Annotated in this window: 17 protein-coding genes; 5 read left to right on the top strand and 12 right to left on the bottom strand. The window is 66.8% G+C overall.

The features are described 5' to 3' along the window. The first annotated feature begins 2 nt into the window (after nt 1–2). From coaBC to AC0J5K_RS14505, 4 genes are all read left to right on the top strand, one after another. Nucleotides 3–1196 (top strand): bifunctional phosphopantothenoylcysteine decarboxylase/phosphopantothenate--cysteine ligase CoaBC, encoded by a 1194-nt coding sequence (gene coaBC, locus AC0J5K_RS14520; RefSeq protein WP_274566248.1) that lies wholly within the window; start codon nt 3–5, stop codon nt 1194–1196. 61 nt (nt 1197–1257) lie between these two features. Then, nucleotides 1258–1695, top strand: a complete 438-nt coding sequence (dut, locus tag AC0J5K_RS14515) for a dUTP diphosphatase (RefSeq protein WP_048533032.1) — start codon at nt 1258–1260, stop codon at nt 1693–1695. Then, nucleotides 1695–2759, top strand: coding sequence for a HesA/MoeB/ThiF family protein (locus tag AC0J5K_RS14510; protein ID WP_274566249.1), 1065 nt, complete (start codon nt 1695–1697; stop codon nt 2757–2759). The genes dut and AC0J5K_RS14510 overlap by 1 nt, the downstream gene beginning before the upstream one ends. Further along, nucleotides 2756–4768, top strand: a complete 2013-nt coding sequence (locus AC0J5K_RS14505; protein ID WP_274566250.1) for a M3 family metallopeptidase — start codon at nt 2756–2758, stop codon at nt 4766–4768. Before AC0J5K_RS14510 ends, AC0J5K_RS14505 begins: the two co-directional genes overlap by 4 nt. Before the next feature lie 10 nt (nt 4769–4778). Here AC0J5K_RS14505 and AC0J5K_RS14500 read toward each other — a convergent pair whose 3' ends face one another. From AC0J5K_RS14500 to AC0J5K_RS14465, 8 genes are all read right to left on the bottom strand, one after another. Continuing rightward, nucleotides 4779–5756 (bottom strand): TraB/GumN family protein, encoded by a 978-nt coding sequence (locus AC0J5K_RS14500; protein ID WP_274566251.1) that lies wholly within the window; start codon nt 5754–5756, stop codon nt 4779–4781. 21 nt (nt 5757–5777) lie between these two features. After that, nucleotides 5778–6221, bottom strand: a complete 444-nt coding sequence (locus tag AC0J5K_RS14495) for a hypothetical protein (protein WP_048533027.1) — start codon at nt 6219–6221, stop codon at nt 5778–5780. Nucleotides 6222–6247: 26 nt separating this feature from the next. Then, the gene (locus AC0J5K_RS14490) at nt 6248–7729 is read right to left on the bottom strand and encodes a protein adenylyltransferase SelO (RefSeq protein WP_274566252.1); all 1482 of its coding nucleotides are present in this window, start codon (nt 7727–7729) and stop codon (nt 6248–6250) included. A gap of 237 nt (nt 7730–7966) precedes the next feature. Then, entirely contained in the window at nt 7967–8482 is a 516-nt protein-coding gene (msrA, locus tag AC0J5K_RS14485; protein WP_274566253.1) for a peptide-methionine (S)-S-oxide reductase MsrA, read from the bottom strand. Then, a complete protein-coding gene (msrB, locus tag AC0J5K_RS14480; RefSeq protein WP_274566254.1) occupies nt 8479–8928 on the bottom strand; it encodes a peptide-methionine (R)-S-oxide reductase MsrB in 450 nt (149 codons plus the stop codon). Before msrB ends, msrA begins: the two co-directional genes overlap by 4 nt. A 181-nt stretch (nt 8929–9109) precedes the next feature. Beyond that, nucleotides 9110–9883 carry an ATP-binding cassette domain-containing protein gene (locus tag AC0J5K_RS14475; protein WP_371398809.1) on the bottom strand — a complete coding sequence of 258 codons (774 nt, stop codon included), beginning with the start codon at nt 9881–9883 and terminating at the stop codon, nt 9110–9112. Continuing rightward, the gene (locus tag AC0J5K_RS14470) at nt 9883–10950 is read right to left on the bottom strand and encodes an ABC transporter permease (protein WP_371398808.1); all 1068 of its coding nucleotides are present in this window, start codon (nt 10948–10950) and stop codon (nt 9883–9885) included. Before AC0J5K_RS14470 ends, AC0J5K_RS14475 begins: the two co-directional genes overlap by 1 nt. A 347-nt stretch (nt 10951–11297) precedes the next feature. Next, entirely contained in the window at nt 11298–12317 is a 1020-nt protein-coding gene (locus AC0J5K_RS14465) for a sugar ABC transporter substrate-binding protein (protein ID WP_074839582.1), read from the bottom strand. Nucleotides 12318–12492: 175 nt separating this feature from the next. On the opposite strand from AC0J5K_RS14465, the gene AC0J5K_RS14460 reads away from it, so the two are divergent. Continuing rightward, entirely contained in the window at nt 12493–13692 is a 1200-nt protein-coding gene (locus AC0J5K_RS14460; RefSeq protein ID WP_274565410.1) for an ROK family transcriptional regulator, read from the top strand. Between the two features lie 2 nt (nt 13693–13694). On the opposite strand, the gene AC0J5K_RS14455 is transcribed toward AC0J5K_RS14460, so the two are convergent. From AC0J5K_RS14455 to AC0J5K_RS14440, 4 genes are read right to left on the bottom strand one after another with little or no spacing between them, the layout of a single operon-like run. Further along, nucleotides 13695–15302, bottom strand: a complete 1608-nt coding sequence (locus AC0J5K_RS14455; protein ID WP_074839584.1) for a GMC family oxidoreductase — start codon at nt 15300–15302, stop codon at nt 13695–13697. Beyond that, nucleotides 15299–15745, bottom strand: a complete 447-nt coding sequence (locus AC0J5K_RS14450; RefSeq protein WP_274565409.1) for a hypothetical protein — start codon at nt 15743–15745, stop codon at nt 15299–15301. Before AC0J5K_RS14450 ends, AC0J5K_RS14455 begins: the two co-directional genes overlap by 4 nt. After that, nucleotides 15745–16743: a phytochelatin synthase family protein gene (locus tag AC0J5K_RS14445; protein ID WP_274565408.1), complete on the bottom strand. Its 999-nt coding sequence runs from the start codon at nt 16741–16743 to the stop codon at nt 15745–15747. The genes AC0J5K_RS14450 and AC0J5K_RS14445 overlap by 1 nt, the downstream gene beginning before the upstream one ends. After that, the gene (locus tag AC0J5K_RS14440; RefSeq protein WP_274565407.1) at nt 16740–18263 is read right to left on the bottom strand and encodes a multicopper oxidase family protein; all 1524 of its coding nucleotides are present in this window, start codon (nt 18261–18263) and stop codon (nt 16740–16742) included. Before AC0J5K_RS14440 ends, AC0J5K_RS14445 begins: the two co-directional genes overlap by 4 nt. Nucleotides 18264–18341: the final 78 nt, after the last annotated feature.

The following is an 18341-nucleotide window of genomic DNA, read 5'->3' as shown; positions in this document are numbered from 1 at the left end:
GCATGTTGGCGGGCAAGCGGATACTTCTGATTATCGGCGGCGGAATCGCGGCTTACAAGGGCCTCGACCTGATCCGGCGGCTGCGCGAGCGCGGTGCGGCGGTGACCCCGGTGATGACCCGCGCGGCCGAGCAATTCGTCACCCCGCTCAGCGTCTCGGCGCTGGCCGGAGAGGCGGTGCACCGCGATCTCTTCGACCTGACGAAAGAGGCCGAGATGGGCCATATCCAGCTCAGCCGGGTGGCCGATCTGGTGCTGGTGGTGCCGGCGACGGCGGACTTGATGGCCAAGATGGTCTCCGGGCTGGCCGGCGATCTGGCGACGACTCTGCTGATGGCGACGGATACTCCGGTGATGATCGCCCCGGCGATGAACGTGCGGATGTGGCAGCACCCGGCGACGCGGCGCAATCTTGCGGTGCTGAAAGCGGACGGCGTGACCGTGGTGGGCCCCGATGACGGCGACATGGCCTGTGGCGAATTCGGCCCCGGGCGGCTCTCGGAAGTGCCGGATATCCTTGCGGCGGTAGAACGGCATTTCGCGGCGGGGCCGCTGGCGGGCAAGCGGGTGCTGGTGACCTCGGGGCCGACGCATGAACCGATCGATCCGGTGCGCTATATCGCCAACCGGTCCTCCGGCGCGCAGGGCACGGCAATCGCCGAGGCGCTGTTGCGGCTGGGGGCGGAGGTGATCTTTGTCACCGGTCCGGCGGATGTGGCGCCGCCCGATGGTGTTGCGCTGCACCGGGTCGAGACCGCGCGGCAGATGCTGGACGCGGTGCAGGCGGTCTTGCCGGTGGATGCGGCGGTGTTCGCGGCGGCGGTGGCGGATTGGCGCGTCCGCGAGGCGTCGGACCGCAAGATCAAGAAACAGGCCGGCGCGCTGCCGGCGCTGCATTTCGACGAGAACCCGGACATCCTGGCCACGGTGGCGCAGATGGCGACCGGGCGGCCCGGGCTGGTGGTGGGCTTTGCCGCCGAGACAAATGACGTGGTGGAAAATGCCACGGCGAAACGGGCACGCAAGGGCTGCGACTGGATCGTCGCCAACGATGTGCGGCCCGAGACCGGGATCATGGGCGGGGCCGAGAATGCCGTCACGCTGATCACCTCCGAGGGCGCCGAGGCCTGGCCGCGCATGGGCAAGCGCGCGGTGGCGGAGCGTCTGGCAGAACGGCTGGCGGCGGCGCTGGGCTGAGACGGCGGGATGGCGTATTTTTGAAAGAGAAGAAGGACAGGGCGTGGTTGCTTTGAACATCATGTGGGACCAAGGCGCGGATGTGTCGCTGGGGCTGCCGCGATATGAAACCGCGGGGGCGGCGGGGGCGGATCTCCGGGCGCATTTGCCGGAGCAGCGGCCCCTGGTGCTGGCGCCGGGCGCAAGGGCGCTGGTGCCCACCGGGCTGCGCCTGGCCGTGCCTTTGGGGTACGAGGTGCAGATCCGGCCGCGCTCCGGTCTGGCGTTGAAGCATGGCGTAACCCTGGCCAATGCGCCCGGCACGATCGACAGCGATTATCGCGGCCCGCTGGGGGTGATCCTGCTCAATGCCGGGCAGGCGGATTTCGAGGTCACCCACGGAATGCGGATCGCGCAGATGGTGCTGGCGCCGGTGGTGCAGGCCGATTTCGCGCTGGTCGAGACCCTGGACGAGACCGTGCGCGGGGCGGGGGGCTTTGGCTCTACCGGGGCCGGCTGATGCTGCTGGTTCTGGCGCTGGCGGCGGCGATCTGGGGGCTGGGCTGGGCGCTCGGTCTGCCCCGGGCGGCGCGCTGGCCGCTGATCGGGCTGCTGTTTGTCGCCGTGCTGGGCATCCAGTTCCTGTTTCCCCAGGGGCATGCGCTGCGGGCGGCCACCGGCGGCGAGCCGGCGCTCTGGCTCTTGCTGGCGGGCTTTGTCGCGGTCATCCTGGCCTATCGCCACCTGCTGGGACGGGTGCGGGCCCGGGCGCAGGGGCAGGAGGCGCCGCCTCCGCCGGCGGCGGCGCCGGAGGGGCCGATGGGCGAGGCGGAGCTGGAGCGTTATGCCCGCCACATCGTGCTGCGCGAGTTGGGCGGACCGGGCCAGCAGCGGCTGCGCCGGGCGCGGGTGTTGGTGATCGGCGCCGGCGGGCTGGGCGCCCCGGCGCTGCAATATCTGGCGGCGGCCGGGGTCGGCACGCTCGGGGTGATCGACGACGACGTGGTCGAGAATGCCAACCTGCAACGCCAGGTGATCCACCGCGACGGCGATATCGGCACGCCCAAGGTGTTCAGCGCCCGGGCCGCGATGATGGCGCAAAATCCCTATGCCCGGGTGCTGCCCTATCACCGGCGGCTGACCGAAGAGGTGGCCGATGACCTGTTCGCCGAATTCGATCTGGTGCTCGACGGCACCGACAATTTCGACACCCGCTACCTGGCCAACCGGGCGGCGGTGCGGGCCGGCATCCCGCTGATCTCGGGCGCGCTGTCGCAATGGGAGGGCCAGCTTTCGGTGTTCGATCCGGCGCGCGGCACCCCCTGTTACCAATGCCTCTTTCCCGAGCCGCCCGCCCCCGGCCTTGCGCCCTCCTGTGCCGAGGCCGGGGTGCTGGGGCCGCTGCCCGGCGTGGTCGGCGCGATGATGGCGGTCGAGGCGGTCAAGGTGCTGGCCGATGCCGGCGCGCCGCTTCGGGGCGAGATGCTGATTTATGATGCGCTGTGGTCCGAGACCCGCAAGATCGCCCTGAAACGGCGCGCGGAATGTCCGGTCTGTGGCGGAGAAAAAGGAGCCACATCATGACAAATCCCCTGCTGGCCGAGTGGACGGGCCCCTTCGGCCTGCCGCCCTTCGACGCCATCGAGGACGCCGATTTCGGCCCCGCCCTGGAGGCTGCGCTGGCCGAGGATCTGGCCGAGGTCGCAGGAGTTGCAGATGCCGCCGAGCCGCCGACCTTCGCCAATACCATCGAGGGGCTGATACGCTGTGGCGCGACGCTCGACCGGGTGACCGGGGTGTTCTTCAACCTTGCCGGCAGCGACAGCACGCCCGCGCGCGAGGCGCTGATGCGGGAGTATTCGCCGAAACTGGCCGCCCATGCGGCGGCGATCTATGGCAACCGGCCGCTGTTCGACCGCATCCGCAGCCTCTGGGAGCGCCGCGAGACGCTTGGGCTGAACGACGAGCAGGCGCGCGTGCTGATGCTGGTGCACCGCAATTTCATCCGCGCCGGGGCCGCGCTGGAGGGCGACGACGCGGCGCGGATGACCGCGATCAAGCAGCGGCTGGCGGTGCTGGGCACCAGCTTTACCCAGAACCTGCTGGCGGATGAGCGCGACTGGTCGATGCCGCTGTCCGAGGCCGATCTAGTGGGTTTGCCGGGCTTTGTCGTGGCTGCGGCCCGCGCGGCCGGAGAGGAGCGCGGCGCCGCCGGCCCGGTGCTCACCCTGTCGCGTTCGCTGATCGTGCCGTTCCTGCAATTCTCGCCGCGGCGTGACCTGCGCGAGCGGGCCTACAAGGCCTGGGTGGCGCGCGGCGCCGGTGGCGGGGCGACCGACAACCGCGAGATTGCCGCCGAGATCCTCGGGCTGCGGCAGGAGCGGGCGGCACTTCTGGGCTACGCCGATTTCGCCAGCTACAAGCTCGAAACCGAGATGGCCGGCACGCCTGCGAAGGTGCGCGCGCTGCTCTCGGCGGTCTGGGCGCCGGCCCGGGCCCAGGCGGAGGCCGATGCGCAGCTGCTCGAAGAGCGGATGCACGCCGATGGTGTCAACGCTGCGTTGGCACCCTGGGACTGGCGCTACTACGCCGAGAAACGGCGCAAGGCCGAACATGATCTCGACGACGCGGCGCTCAAGCCCTATCTGCAACTGGACCGGATGATCGAGGCCGCTTTCGATTGTGCCAACCGGTTGTTCGGGCTGGAGTTCCGGGCGCTCGATCTGCCGCTCTATCACCCCGACGCCCGGGCCTGGGAGGTGACGCGGGGTGGTGCGCATGTGGCGGTGTTCATCGGCGATTACTTTGCCCGTGGCTCCAAGCGTTCGGGCGCCTGGTGTTCGGCGATGCGGATGCAGGGCAAGTTCCCGAAGGTGCAGCACCCGGTGGTCGTCAACGTCTGCAACTTTGCCAAGGGCACCCCGGCACTGCTGTCTTATGACGATGCGCGCACGCTGTTCCACGAGTTCGGCCATGCGCTGCACCAGATGCTGTCGGATGTCACCTACGAGATGGTTGCCGGCACCTCGGTGGCGCGCGATTTCGTCGAACTGCCAAGCCAGCTCTTTGAGCATTGGCTCGAGGTGCCCGAGGTGCTGCGCCGTTTTGCCACCCATGTCGAGACCGGGGACGCCATGCCGCAGGAAATGCTCGACAAGGTGCTGAAGGCCGCAAACTTCGATCAGGGGTTCCAGACGGTGGAATATGTCGCCTCGGCCCTGGTCGATCTGGCCTTTCACGAAGGCGCGGCGCCGGCCGATCCGATGGCGAAACAGGCCGAGGTGCTGGCGGCGCTCGAGATGCCCGCCGCCATCGGCATGCGCCACGCCACGCCGCATTTCGCCCATGTCTTTGCCGGCGACGGCTATTCCAGCGGCTATTACAGCTACATGTGGTCCGAGGTGATGGACGCCGACGCCTTTGCCGCCTTCGAAGAAGCCGGCGGCGCCTTTGATCCCGAAATGGCGCGGAAACTGGAAAAACACATCCTCTCGGCCGGCGGTTCGCAGGAGGCCGAGGCTCTCTATCTCGCCTTCCGTGGTCGCATGCCGGGTGTCGAGGCGTTGCTCAAGGGGCGCGGCCTGGCCAGCTGATCCCCGGCCCTCAGAATTCCAGACGTTCGAGGCTGTAGCCCCGGCGCTGCAACTGGTTGAGCAGCCCGCTCTCGCCCATCAGATGCGCCGCGCCCACCGCCACCATCAGGCGGTCTTCCGGCGCCGCTTCGATCACCTCGATCCAGGCCAGGTTGCGGTCGGTCAGTAGCTTGTTCTCCATCTCGTCGAGCATCGCCTCGGTCTGCGCCTCCGGCAGATCGAGATGGGCAAAGGTCATCATCCGCGACACTTGCCAGTTGTCGGAATGCGCCTCGTCGAAATAGCCGTTGGCCGTGGTCACCAGCAGATCGGCGCCGGTGGCCTCGGGAAAGACGCCAAGCCGCAGCATGTCGAGCTGTTCTTCCAGCGGCTCTTCGTTGAACACCCGGAAGACCGTATCATAGGCCTCGATCGAGCTGCGCGGCACCCCGGCCTCGGTGGCGACCGCTTCGATCTGCGCATCGAGCCCGCCACCGTCCTTCATCAGATCCATCGCGCAGCCCGGCAGCGCCAGCACCAGCGACAGATACCAGGGCTGCATCTTGGCCGCCATCACCGGCGGGATGCCGCGGCTGCGGGCGGCTTCGGCCAGCGCCTGCCAGTCGTCTTCCGCAAGCAGTTCGGGCAGTGAGGTCTCCTGCAACAGCAACAGCGAGGTATCGGCTGCCAGATTGCGCTCCAGCGCCTTGCGGTCTTCGGCGTTGGCCTCGAGAAACAGGCGCTCGGCGCGTTCGATATCGGGTGTCAGCCGGTCCATCACCGGGTCGAGCCGCGGGTCGGGGATGTGGATCGTGCCGACCAGATCGATCACCCGGTCGCCGCGACTTGCGCGCCAGCGGTTGCCCTCGGGAAAAGGCGTCTGTTCCGCCGCCTGCGTCAGCGCCGCCTGTTGTGCCGGCGAGAGGCCGGCGCGCAGGTCGGTGCCTTCGCAACCGGCCCAGAGGGCCTGCGGCAAGAGCGCGATCAGGGCAGAGATGAGCAAGCGCAAACCGGATACTCCTGGTCGGGGTCAGTAGACGGCGGTGATCTGGTGGCGGGTGTCGTTGAATTCGAAACTGTCGCCGGCGCCCAGGCCCTGCATGGCGCGAAAGATCGGCGCGGCGGGGGAAATGCCCATCACCTTGCGGCCATCGAGATCAAACTCGGGTGTCGCCACGCAGACCACCAGCATGCGGCCATCGAGCTCGACGGCGGCACCGGCGGTGACCTCGTCCTTGGCGCCGAAATCGATCTCGTTCAGCCGGCGCAGCCGCGCCTCGTCGTCATGCATTGCCTCGTCCCAGGCGGCAGCCAGCTCGCCGTTCGATTCCGCCCGGCTCTGCTGATCGTGATCCAGCGGCTCGTCACCGGTGACACGGGCCTCGGCGACGAGGGTTTCGTATTTCTCGCGCGCGGCTTCGTAATCGGCGCGGGTGAGTTCGAGAAGGCGGGTCTTGAGCACGGATTTGTCCATGGTGTCTCCGTTCTTTCATCGGGGTGTCAGGTGCCGCAATAGGTCTTGTAGGGGCCGAAATCCCGAGGCGCCGGGCGGGCGTAATCCTCGAGCCCGGCGCGCTCCTGGTACGGCGCGCGCAACACCTCGAGCAGCCGGGTGATCGGCCCCATGTCGCCCTCGGTCTCGGCCGCGGTCAGCGCCTCTTCGACCTTGTGATTGCGCGGGATATAGACCGGATTGACCGCCGCCATCGCCGCGCGGCGTTCCGCCGGATCGCGGCCCTCGCGCGCCAACCGTTCGCGCCAATGCGGCAGCCATTCGCGGATCGCCGAGGCGTCGTCGAAAAGATCGGTCACCACCGCCTCATCGCCTGCGATGGCGTCGGGCAGGTGGCGGAAAAACAGTGTGTGGTCCACGGATTGCCCTGACATCGCGGCATAAAGCGCGTTGACGAAGCCGATGTCGCTGTCGTCGCCCTCGGTCAGCCCGATCTTGGCGCGGGCGCCGTCGAGCCACTGCGCGGAGTAGATCTCGGGAAACTCCTCGAGTTCTTCTGTGGCCAGACGCACCGCCTCTTCCTGATCTTCGTGCAGCAGCGGCACCAGCGTCTCGGCCAGCCGCGCCAGGTTCCACTGCGCGATGACCGGCTGGTTGCCATAGGCATAGCGCCCGCCATGGTCGATCGAGGAGAACACCGCCTTGGCATCGAAAGTATCAATAAAGGCGCAGGGGCCGTAATCGATGGTCTCGCCCGAGATTGTCATGTTGTCGGTGTTCATCACCCCGTGAACAAAGCCCACATGCATCCACTGCGCGATCAGCGCCGCCTGGCGCCGGATCACCGCGCGCAGAAAGCCGAGATAGCGGTCGTCCGTGCCGGCCAGCGCGGGATCGTGGCGCGCGATGGCGTACTCGGCCAGCTGGCGCACCCGGTCACGTTCGCCCCGGGCGGCAAAGAACTGAAAGGTGCCGACGCGCAGGTGTGAGGCGGCCACCCGGGCCAGCACCGCGCCGGGCTTGGCACTTTCGCGCCAGACCGTCTCGCCGGTGGTCACCGCCGAGAGCGCGCGGGTGGTGGGGATGCCCAGCGCATGCATCGCCTCGCCGATGACGAATTCGCGCAGCACCGGACCGAGCACCGCCTTGCCATCGCCGCCGCGCGAAAACGGCGTGCGGCCGGACCCCTTGAGATGCAGGTCGCGGCGATTGCCGTCGCGGTCGATCACCTCGCCCAGAAGGATCGCCCGCCCATCGCCGAGCTGCGGCGAGAAGCCACCGAACTGGTGCCCGGCATAGGCCTGCGCCAGCGTCTCGGCGCCGTCGGGGGCGCGGGCGCCGGCGAGGATCGCCGCGCCTTCGTCGCTGTCGAGCGCATCGGCGTCGAGGTTCAGCGCCTCGGCCAGCTCGGCATTCAGCAACACGATGCGCGGTTCCGGCACCTTGTCGCCCTCCCAGGGGACATAGAAGCCGTCAAGCTCGCGCGCGTAGCTGTTGTCGAAGGTGAAATCCGGCGTGTGATGTGTCATATCTGTAAGGTGTGTCGGTTGCGGCGGATTTCCAAGGGGCGATCGCGCTTTCCGCAGCGCGGCCGACAGTAATGCAGCCGCGGCGGCCCTGCGCGGGCGCGGTCGAGGTGCCGGGGCGCCGGCCGGATTCGCAGGGCCGAGCTCGGGCCGCCTGTGGTGAGAGGCCCCGGGTCCGGGGCGGGGGTGGACAACGACGCCTGTCCCGGGCGTGCCCCGGGACCTCGCCGTCAGACCGGCTTATTCCGCCGCAGAGCGCCGGGGCAGTACCCAGTGCTTGCGCGGGAAGTGGCAGGTATAGCCGCCGGGGAAGCGTTCGAGGTAATCCTGATGCTCCGGCTCGGCCTCCCAGAAATCGCCCACCGGCTCGACCTCGGTCACCACCTTGCCGGGCCAGATGCCCGAGGCGTCGACATCGGCAATGGTATCGAGCGCCACCTCTTTCTGCGCCTCGTCCACGTAGTAGATTGCCGACCGATAGCTCATCCCGCGGTCATTGCCCTGCTGGTTCAGGGTCGACGGGTCGTGAATCTGGAAAAAGAACTCCAGCAGCGCGCGAAAGGAAATCTGGTCGGGATCATAGCTGATCTCGATCCCTTCGGCATGGGTGCCGTGGTTGCGATAGGTGGCATTGGGCACGTCGCCGCCGGTATAGCCGACGCGGGTGGATGTCACCCCCGGCAGCTTGCGGATCAGATCCTGCATCCCCCAGAAGCAGCCGCCAGCCAGCACGGCGCGTTTCACTGTGTCACTCATTGGGTCACCTCCTCGACCTGATCGAGATATTTGCCATAGCCCTCGGCTTCCATGTCATCGCGGTGGATGAAACGCAGCGAGGCGGAGTTGATGCAGTAACGCAGCCCGCCCCGGTCGCGCGGACCATCGGGAAAGACATGACCGAGGTGGCTGTCGCCATGGGTCGAGCGGACCTCGGTGCGGATCATGCCATGCGTGGTATCGCGCAGCTCATTGACATGGGCAGGCTCGATCGGCTTGGTGAAGCTGGGCCAGCCGCAGCCGGAGTCGAACTTGTCGGTGGAGGCAAACAGCGGCTCGCCCGACACGATGTCGACGTAGATCCCCGGCTCCTTGGTGTCGTTGTACTTGCCGGTGAACGGCCGCTCGGTGCCATTCTCCTGCGTCACCCGGTATTCCTCGGGGCTGAGCGCGGCGATCGCGTCAGCGGATTTGTCATATGTCACGTCGGACCCCTCCAGTTTTCTCCGTTGCAGCGAATGTGGGGTGGCGGGGTCGGTTTGTCCAATATCTGTCACTGCCGTCACGGCGGCGTGAGCGGGGCCGGTATCGAGGCGGGCGGTCCCGGGGAAAACCGGGGCCGCGCCATTTGGGGCCGCGAGGCCCCGGGGCAGGCCCGGGGCGGGGTCAGGCGGCCTGGGCCCCGTCCGGCACCTTGGCGCCGGTCATGTAGGCGACGGCGTCGGACATGCTGTGATCCTTGGGGTTGATCACGCAGAGCCGCTTGCCCAGCCGGTGGACGTGGATCCGGTCGGCGACCTCGAAGACATGCGGCATGTTGTGGCTGATCAGGATGATCGGGATGCCGCGCGACTTCACGTCCTGGATCAGCTCCAGCACCTTGCGGCTCTCCTTGACGCCGAGCGCCGCCGTCGGCTCGTCGAGGATGATGACCTTGGAGCCGAAGGCCGCCGCGCGGGCCACCGCCACCCCCTGACGCTGGCCGCCCGAGAGCGTCTCGACCGCCTGGTTGATGTTCTGGATCGTCATCAGGCCCAGCTCCGACAGCTTCTCGCGGGCGAACCGCTCCATCTCCTTCTTGTCGAGCTTTCGGAACCACTTGCCCATGAAGTCCTGGCGCACGATCTCGCGGCCCATGAACATGTTGTCGGCGATCGACAGGGCGGGCGACATGGCCAGCGTCTGGTACACGGTCTCGATCCCGGCGTTGCGGGCGTCGATCGGCGAGTGGAAGTTGACCGGCTTGCCGTCCAGCTCCACCGTGCCCTCGTCGGGGATCACCGCGCCCGAGACCGCCTTGATCAGCGTCGATTTGCCGGCGCCGTTGTCGCCGATCACGGCGAGGATCTCGCCCGGATAGAGGTCGAAGTCGCAGCGGTCGAGCGCCGTCACCTTGCCGTAGCGCTTGGTCAGGTTGCGTCCCTTGAGTATCGGTTCCATTATGCTGTCACCTTTCTGATCCACTGGTCCACGGCCACGGCGGCGATGATCAGCGCACCGATGAGCAGGAAGGTCCATTGCGGGTTGGCGCCGGCCATCCGGAGCCCCAGTTCGAAGACCCCGACGATCAGCGCCCCGAAGAAAGCGCCGAGGATCGAGCCGCGCCCGCCAAAGAGCGAGATGCCGCCGATCACCACGGCGGTGATCGCTTGGATGTTGCCGATCACGCCGGTCGTGGCCGAGGGTGAGACCGAACCGAACCGCCCGATCATCACCCAGCCCGCCAGCGCGCAGATGAAGCCCACCAGCATGTAGACGGACATCAGCGTTCGGTGCACGTCGACACCGGCCAATTCGGCGGCCTCCGGGTCATCGCCCACCGCATAGACATGCCGGCCCCAGGCGGTCGAGCGCAGCGCATAGGCCAGCGCTGCCACCAGAGCGATCATCAGGAAGACGCCGAGCGTGAACCGCGCGCCACCCAGGTCGATGGTGGTGCCGAGGAATTGCAGGAACGGGGCTTCGGCCTCGATGTCCTGGCTGCGGATGGTTTCATTGGCGGAATAGAGATAGGTGGCGGCCAGCACGATCTGCCACATGCCCAGCGTCACGATGAAGGGCGGCAGTTTCATCCGGCTGACCAGCCAGCCATTGGCCGCGCCGATGCCGGTGCCGACGGCGAGGCCCGCGATCACCGCGAAGACCGGCGGCAGGCCGTAGTCGAAGGAGACCTTGCCCATCACCACGGTGCAGAGCACCGCGATGGCGCCGACCGAGAGATCGATTCCGGCGGTCAGGATGATCAGCGCCTGCGCGGCGGCTAGCACACCGACGATCTGCACCTGTTGCAGGATCAGCGTCATGGCGAAGGGCGAGAAGAACTTGTTGCCCAGCACAAGGCCAAAGATCACGAGCGCCGCGAGCAGCACGATCAGCGGAACGAGCGCGGGGGTGGAATGCAGCAGGTCGTGGAACCGGCCCACGAAGCCCTTGTGCGGCGCGTCGAAGGAAGCGACGTCGCCCGACGCTCCCTCGGTGGCCGATTCGTAATTGTCCGCGTTGGACATGGGTGCCTCCCGGAATGTGAGTGCGAACGCCGCCCGGCGTTCAGGAATGGGAACGGGGCGGGCAGGTGGCCCGCGCCCGGCGATGTTTCAGCTTGCGTGTCGTCGGGGCGTTCCGTCAATCACCGCGCCTGCAACGGCTCCGGTCCTGGCTGGACGCCCTCCGCGTCCCGGGCTTGATCCGGGACCTCCAGGCCAACCCCAGGCCCCGGATCAAGCCCGGGGCAGGCTCCCGGATCAAGCCCGGGGCGGGCTCCCGGATCAGAGCCCGGGGCAAGCTCCCCGATCAGGCCCAGAGAGCGGGCTGCGGAGTGGGGCCGGACCGCCCAGAGACGGCCCGGCCGTTTGTCTCAGCCCCAGCAGAGGTCCTTGCCTTCCGCCACCGAGATCGACTCGACGCCTTCGACCGGCTGATCGGTGACAAGCGCCACGCCGGTATCGAAGAAGTCCTTGCCCTCGGAGGCTTCCGGCTTGGTGCCGTCCTTGGCCCATGCGGCAATTGCCTCGATGCCCAGCGACGCCATCTTCAGCGGGTATTGCTGCGAGGTGGCGCCGATCACGCCGGCCTCGATATTGTCGACGCCGGGGCAGCCGCCGTCGACCGAGACGATCAGCACGTCGTTCTCGCGGCCGATGGCCTTCAGCGCCTCATAGGCGCCGGCGGCGGCGGGTTCGTTGATCGTGTAGACCACGTTGATCATCGGATCTGTGGCCAACAGGTTCTCCATCGCGCGGCGGCCGCCTTCCTCGTTGCCCTGGGTCACGTCGTGGCCGACGATGCGGTCATCCTCTTCGTCGCCCCATTTGTTGGGGTCGCCCAGTTCGATGCCGAAGCCCTGAAGGAAGCCCTGGTCGCGCAGCACGCCGACGGTGGGCTGGCTGATGGCGAGGTCGAGCATGGCGATGCGAGCATTGGCCGCCTCGTCGCCCAGCTTGGCGGCGGCCCACTGGCCGATCAGCTCACCGGCGAGAAAATTGTCGGTGGCAAAGGTCATGTCGGCGGCGTCGATCGGATCGAGCGGTGTGTCGAGCGCGATCACCAGCAGCCCGGCGTTGCGGGCCTGCTCCAGCGAGGGCACGATGCCCGAGGTGTCGGAGGCGGTGATCAGAATGCCCTTGGCGCCATTGGCGATGCAGGTTTCGACCGCCTGAACCTGGGTTTCGTTGTCGCCATCGACCTTGCCGGCATAAGAGTTCAGCGCGACGCCGAGCTCTTCCGCCTTGGCGGTCGCGCCTTCGCGCATCTTGACGAAAAACGGGTTGGTGTCGGTTTTGGTGATCAGGCAGGCCGAAACCGAATGGCTGCCCGCCTGGGCCGCACCGGCAAATCCGGCGCAGGTCACGGCGGTACCGAGAAGAAGCTTTTTCATGGTGTCCTCCCAAAGACATAATCTCGTGCCGGTCACTGGACCGGCCCTCCCGTCTCGCCCATGCTGAGCGAGAACAAGGCAATACAACCTGATTCGCGACGCAGCGTCAATTAATAAATCATTTTGATTTATTAATTGACGCGTGTAAAGTTTATAGAGTTGGGAGGGGTGATTCATGACGCAGGAAAACAGTCGAAGCTTCAGCAGTGGTGTGAACCAGAGCGGTGTACGCGACTATAATGAACGGCTGTTGCTGTCGATGATCCAGCGTCTGGGGCCGATGCCGGGCAGCGACATGGCGCGGCAATCCAACCTCTCGGCGCAGACAGTGTCGGTGATCCTGCGCTCGCTCGAGGCGGATGGGCTGCTGATCAAAGGCGCGCCGCAGCGCGGCCGGGTCGGCAAGCCGCGCATTCCGATGGCGCTCAATCCCGCCGGCAGCTTTTCCTTCGGGCTCAAGATCGGCCGCCGCTCGGCCGACCTGGCGTTGATGGATCTGATGGGCGCGGTGCGGGCGCAGACCCAGGTGCAGTATCATTTCCCCGACCCGGATGCCTTGCTTGCCTTTCTTCAGGGCGGGATCGCCGCGATGTCGGCCGATCTTGCGCCGGAACAGCGCGCGCTGATCTGCGGCATCGGCATCGCCGCGCCGTTCGAGCTCTGGAAACGGCACGAGATCATCGGCGCCGACGACCGCTCTTACGACTCCTGGCATGGTCGGGACATCGTCAAGGAAATGGCGGCTTTCACCGAGCTGCCGATTTCGCTGGTCAATGATGCCACCTCGGCCTGTTATGCCGAGAACACCTTTGGCCAGGGTCGCAAGTTCCGCGATTACGCCTATTTCTTCATCGGCGCCTTTGCCGGCGGTGGGGTGGTGATGAACGGCGCGGTCTTCGAGGGCCACCGGGAAAACGCCGGCGCGCTCGGGTCGCTGATCACCCGCGATGCCAAGGGCCGGCCGGCGCAGCTGATGGACCGGGCGTCGATCTTCTGGCTCGAAGCCGCGATCCGCGAGGCCGGCGGCGACCCCAGCCTGCTCTGGACCCAGGGCGCCGACTGGGCCGATTTCGAACATCAGCTCGGCCCCTGGATCGAGATGGCGGCGCAGGAGTTGGCGATGGCGGCGCTGTCCTGCTGCGCGGTGATCGACTTCGAGGCGGTGCTGATCGACGGCGCCTTTCCGGCGGCGGTGCGCGCCCGGCTGGTCCGGCGCGTGGCCGCCCTGGCACAGGACATCGAGACCATCGGCCTTTACCGGCCGGAGTTCGCCGAGGGCGAGGTCGGCGCCAATGCCCGCGTGCTGGGCGCCGCCTATCGCCCGATCGCCTCGCAGTATTTCCTCGGCTCGGGCATGTTGAACTCCAGCGTCTGAACCTATCCCAGAATATGCTCTGCCGTGCGCATCGCCAGCGCGGCAATGGTCAGCGTCGGGGCGTTGACCGGCATGGTCACATGCGCCGACGACCCCAGGATGTAGAGATTGGGGTGCTGGTGCGCCTGCTGATGCGCGGTGACCACCGAGGTGTTCGGATCGTCGCCCATGCGCGCCGTGCCGCCGATGATCGCGTTCGAGAGATACACCTCGTTCGAGGTGATCTCGGACGAGCCCAGCCGTTGCAGCACCTCGGTGTTGATCTTCCGGGAAATTTCCATGCCGGCGTGGGTGTACGCATCGATGTTGTAGGCAATGCGCGCCTTCGGCAGGCCGGCGCTGTCAACCTCGTCCGAGAGCGTCAGCCGGTTTTCGGGGTCGGGCAGGATCTCGCCGCTGGAATTGAGCCGCAAATGCCGCGACACGATGCGATTGAGTTCGCGGACCAGCGCCTGGCCCATGTATCCCTTGCGGATCAGCTCCCGTGCCACATCGGTGCCGTCGGAATTGCCGGAATGGCCGGAGTTCATGAAACTGGTGCCGATGGCCGCATGTGACGACCGGAAATCGCCGTCGCGCAGCTCTATCAGCCCCGAGGTCTGTTGCGGCCCGCGATAGGGAAAGACCGGGTCGCGGGTCACGCCCTTGGTGTCCTGGTTGGCCTGGGTGATCAGATAGCGCCCCACCGCGTCAGAGCCGTTGGCCACGCCCCTGGGCGCGTTTTCCTGCGCCGACATCAGCAGCAGCCGAGGGTTCTCGATCGCATGGCAGCAGAGCGCATAGACATTGGCGGTGACGCGGGCTTCGCTGCCGTCGGGGCGGCGCACGTCGACGCCGCTGACGCGACCGTCGGGCGCGACGTGGATCATCGTCACCACCGCCTCGGTGATGATCTGCGTCCCTGCCGCCTCGGCCTTGTCGGCGATCACCGAGCCGTCGAGCTTGGCGCCGACAGGACAGATCGGCACGCAGGTGTTGTTGCCGCAGCAGGGCGGGCGACCGTCGAATTGCACCGAGTTGCGGGCGTGGCTGAAGATGCCGGAATGCAGGCCCATTTGTTTCAGCGCGATATCGACGCGGCTGTCCATGTAGGAGGCCGGGATCGGCGGCATCGGATAGGGCTCGCTCCGGGGGGCGCCCCAGGTGTGTTCCATGCTGCCGGCGACCCCCCAGATCTTCTCGGCGCGGGCGTAATAGGGTGTCAGCTCCTCGTAGCCGACCGGCCAGTCGAGGCCGACGCCATAGGTGCTCTTCATGCGGAAATCGGCCGGGCGCAGCCGGTCGGCAAAGCCGGTCCAATGCCAGGTCGAGCCGCCGTAGATCCGCAGGTAGGCGCCGACAAACTCCATCGGCCCGGCCTGGTCATAGAAGGTGGCATAGCCGCCATCCTCGGGATGCGGCGCCCAGGGGTTCGACGGATAAGGCGCCTGCGGGCCCTTGACCGGGTTTCTGGTGAAGATCGACATCCAGTCATGACGCGGCTTTTTCGGCCCGGCCTCGAGCACCGTGACCTGCCGCCCGGCCTGTGCCAGTTCCAGCGCCAGATGCGACCCGGCCATGCCGGCGCCCACCACCAGAACATCGACGGTTTCCGGCACGGGCGTCGTCATCGCTCGGGCTCCTGCCAATGGCCGAAGGGCCCGCCACAAAGCCCCGGCGCGGTGGCGAATGTCAGCGCCTGCCAGCCGAGGCAATAGTCGTAGTACGTCACCTTGCCATCGACCTCGCCGGTAAAGAGAAAGGTGGCGATCCAGCGCATCTGGTCGCCGGCGCGCAGGCTGGCCGCCTGGCTCATCGCCTCGAGATCGGGGCGCCGCCGCGCCAGCGCCACCAGGCCGAATATCGCCTCGGTGCCAAAGGCGCGGGCGAACTCGGTCTCGCAGGCCTCGAGCAGCAGCGGCGGCATATAGGTCGTGCCGCCGATGGCGCGGATGATGTCGCGAAACACAGCCAGATCGTCCTCGACCCCCAGCCGCGCCCTGGCGCCGGCCGGGGCCAGCGCCAGGGCGGCGCCCAGGATACGGATCACGTCGCGGCGGGCCAGGCGCTGCATCAGAATGTCCTCACAAGCGCCAGCCCGCGCGAGCGGTTCGAGGCGCTGTCCTTGTCGAGCATTGCCTTGTAGAGCAGCGGCATCGGAATCCAGGCCGGCGGATACTTGTACCCCGCCACGTCGAGAACCAGCACCGAATCGCTTGGTTCGTGATAGGCGGCAATGGGCGAGACATGGCCCTCGCCATCCTGGCCGACGATGCCGCGATTGTAGTTCAGGATCACCCGGCTGTTCGGGTCCGACAGGCCGTCGAGGATGACGCTGCGCATCTGCGCCTCGTCATTTTCATCGGCGAAGACCGTGGTCGGCTGCACATCAAGATGGGTCAGGTACTGGCCGATCTCGTCGAGCGTCAGCCCGTCGGTCACCACGCCTTCAAAGCTCTTGACCTGTTGGTTGGCCGCGTTGAACAGGTTTTCCTGGGTGAAATAGGGGTAGGGATAGCGCTTGGGATCGATGGGCCGCTGCACCGCGTCCTCGTAGGAATTGAGCACCGCCGCCATGCTGGCGATCGAACAGAAGGTCAGGAATTTCTCGCTCTCCAGATAGGGCGCCACGCGGAAATAATCGTGGTTGAACCGGCTCTGCACCACACGGGCGCCGCCCTCTTCGGTGGTGAGGTAGACAAGGCGGTCGTCGGCGCCCTCGGCCGAGGCCTTGACCAGATGTGTCACCGGCGCGGCGCTGACCACCGAGGCCTCGGTGCCGAAGAACCCGGCCAATTGGTCGATCTCGGCATCCGAGAGCTGTTGCGCGATGGCCTGCATCACATCCGCCGTGCCGCCGCTGCGCTGACCGGATTTGTAGGCGTGCAGGGCGTTGCGCAGATAGGTCTGCGACTGGCCGTGGATGATCGGGATGTGATCGATTTGGGCAACGCCGTCGACGGAATGACAGCTCAGGCAGGTCTGGGCATCGACTTGGGGCGCGGCAAGCGCCGGCGAGGCGCCAAGCACGACAAGGGCGAGGGCCGGCAGGGTCGGGCGCGGAAGGCTCATGGCAAAATCCTTACATTCATCATCATGCCCGCGTCCTCATGCGGCAGGATGTGGCAATGGGTGACGAAATCGCCGTCGAAATCCTCGAACCGTGACCGGATCGTCAGCGTCCCGGCCGCCGGCACCACGAAGGTGTCATGCCAGGGCCGCTCTGCCACCGGCTTCCCGTTGATTGCCACCACCTGGAACGGGTTGATGTGGATGTGCATCGGATGCGGATAGGCGGTGGTGTTGACGAAGGTCCATTCCTCGGCGGTGTCCAGTTTCGGGGTCAGGTGCCAAGTGTCGGGGTCATAGGACTGGCCGTCGATGGTGAAGGCGGTATCGAAGATGGCGCGCGGATCCTTGCGCTCGCCCAGAACCACCCGCCGCTTGCGGCTGATCTCGGCGTCGGTGATGTCGGGCGGAGTGGCCGCCGGCGCGGGCATCAGGCCCGAGGACGCGCCGCCGGGCTCCACATGCACCTGGGCGATGGTCCGCGCGTCAAGATCGACAAGTCCGTGGCGATAGGGCTGGCGCTCCATGTCATGCAGACCGGGCGCCAGCCCCTCGACCACCACATCGAACCGGTTGCCGGGTGACAGGAGCAGGCTGTTCACCGGTTTCGGTTCATGCAGGGGTATGCCATCCCGGCCGACCAGAATGGCCCCGAGGCCCATAGCCTTGAAATTCAGTGGGCAAAACTGGAAATCATTGGCCAGGAGCATGCGCCAGAACTGACGCTCGCCCTGGCGCAGCCGCAGGGTGGGGCGGTATTGGCCGTTCAGGGTGAAGATCCGCGGCGCGCCGAGCGACATGAATTGCCTCGGGTCGTCAAACGCTGCCGCGTCGCTGCCGATCACGGTCTGGATCACGATCTGCCGTTCGGGCAGTCCGGCGGGCAGATAATCTTCGGGTTCGACGAGAATCAGCCCCGCCATTCCACTGCCGATCTGTGCCGCGACAGAGCCATGCCAATGCGGGTGATACCAGAAACTACCGACAGGGTGGTTTTGGGGGATTTGCACGCGGTAGTTGAATGCTCCGCCCGGCTCGACAGTGAGAAAAACATTGTCGCTGGCGCCCTTGGGGCTTACGTGCATGCCGTGAAAGTGAAGATTGGTGGTGTTGAGATCATGTGGTGCGACATGGCCCATACCCTGTGGACCGCAAAGATCCGCGGCGCTCAGGAACGGCGAATCGGCAAGCTCGGGCAACGCAAGCGGGTTCTGCGGAAGCCCGTTTTCAAGCCGGATTTCCATTACGTCGCCGGGGTGGACGCGCAGCGTCGGGCCGGGCAACCCTCGGTTATAGCGCCGCAATTTACGGGGTTTGTCGTCAACCAGCGCCTGAGAGAGCGTCGGGTGCAGGGTCGCCCGCAAGACGCCGGCCTCGCTGCGGATCTCGGCCGGATTGGCCAGATCGCCGGGCCCGCCAAGGCCAAAGCCCGCCAGCGCATCCCCCGACCAGCCGACGGCGGCCACAGCGCCCAGCGCCGCGCCGCCGGCGCCAAGTGCCAATATCTGCCTGCGATTGTGCATGGGCCTGCCCCCTGTTGCCGCCCATTTTGTCACCATCGATTTAAAAAAGCGACTTACCTATATACCGTTATCCGGCGT

This window comes from Marinovum sp. E3 (assembly GCF_055755275.1).
The sequence above is the reverse complement of the archived record's forward strand: the minus strand, read 5'-3'. Positions and strand labels throughout refer to the sequence as shown.

Bases quoted from the DNA above. Each gene is read 5' to 3' on its own strand.
- coaBC (WP_274566248.1), top strand. From the start codon at position 3: ATGTTGGCGGGCAAGCGGATACTTCTGATTATCGGCGGCGGAATCGCG.
- dut (WP_048533032.1), top strand. From the start codon at position 1,258: ATGTGGGACCAAGGCGCGGATGTGTCGCTGGGGCTGCCGCGATATGAA.
- AC0J5K_RS14510 (WP_274566249.1), top strand. From the start codon at position 1,695: ATGCTGCTGGTTCTGGCGCTGGCGGCGGCGATCTGGGGGCTGGGCTGG.
- AC0J5K_RS14505 (WP_274566250.1), top strand. From the start codon at position 2,756: ATGACAAATCCCCTGCTGGCCGAGTGGACGGGCCCCTTCGGCCTGCCG.
- AC0J5K_RS14495 (WP_048533027.1), bottom strand. From the start codon at position 6,221: ATGGACAAATCCGTGCTCAAGACCCGCCTTCTCGAACTCACCCGCGCC.
- AC0J5K_RS14490 (WP_274566252.1), bottom strand. From the start codon at position 7,729: ATGACACATCACACGCCGGATTTCACCTTCGACAACAGCTACGCGCGC.
- msrA (WP_274566253.1), bottom strand. From the start codon at position 8,482: ATGAGTGACACAGTGAAACGCGCCGTGCTGGCTGGCGGCTGCTTCTGG.
- AC0J5K_RS14475 (WP_371398809.1), bottom strand. From the start codon at position 9,883: ATGGAACCGATACTCAAGGGACGCAACCTGACCAAGCGCTACGGCAAG.
- AC0J5K_RS14470 (WP_371398808.1), bottom strand. From the start codon at position 10,950: ATGTCCAACGCGGACAATTACGAATCGGCCACCGAGGGAGCGTCGGGC.
- AC0J5K_RS14465 (WP_074839582.1), bottom strand. From the start codon at position 12,317: ATGAAAAAGCTTCTTCTCGGTACCGCCGTGACCTGCGCCGGATTTGCC.
- AC0J5K_RS14460 (WP_274565410.1), top strand. From the start codon at position 12,493: ATGACGCAGGAAAACAGTCGAAGCTTCAGCAGTGGTGTGAACCAGAGC.
- AC0J5K_RS14455 (WP_074839584.1), bottom strand. From the start codon at position 15,302: ATGACGACGCCCGTGCCGGAAACCGTCGATGTTCTGGTGGTGGGCGCC.
- AC0J5K_RS14450 (WP_274565409.1), bottom strand. From the start codon at position 15,745: ATGCAGCGCCTGGCCCGCCGCGACGTGATCCGTATCCTGGGCGCCGCC.
- AC0J5K_RS14445 (WP_274565408.1), bottom strand. From the start codon at position 16,743: ATGAGCCTTCCGCGCCCGACCCTGCCGGCCCTCGCCCTTGTCGTGCTT.
- AC0J5K_RS14440 (WP_274565407.1), bottom strand. From the start codon at position 18,263: ATGCACAATCGCAGGCAGATATTGGCACTTGGCGCCGGCGGCGCGGCG.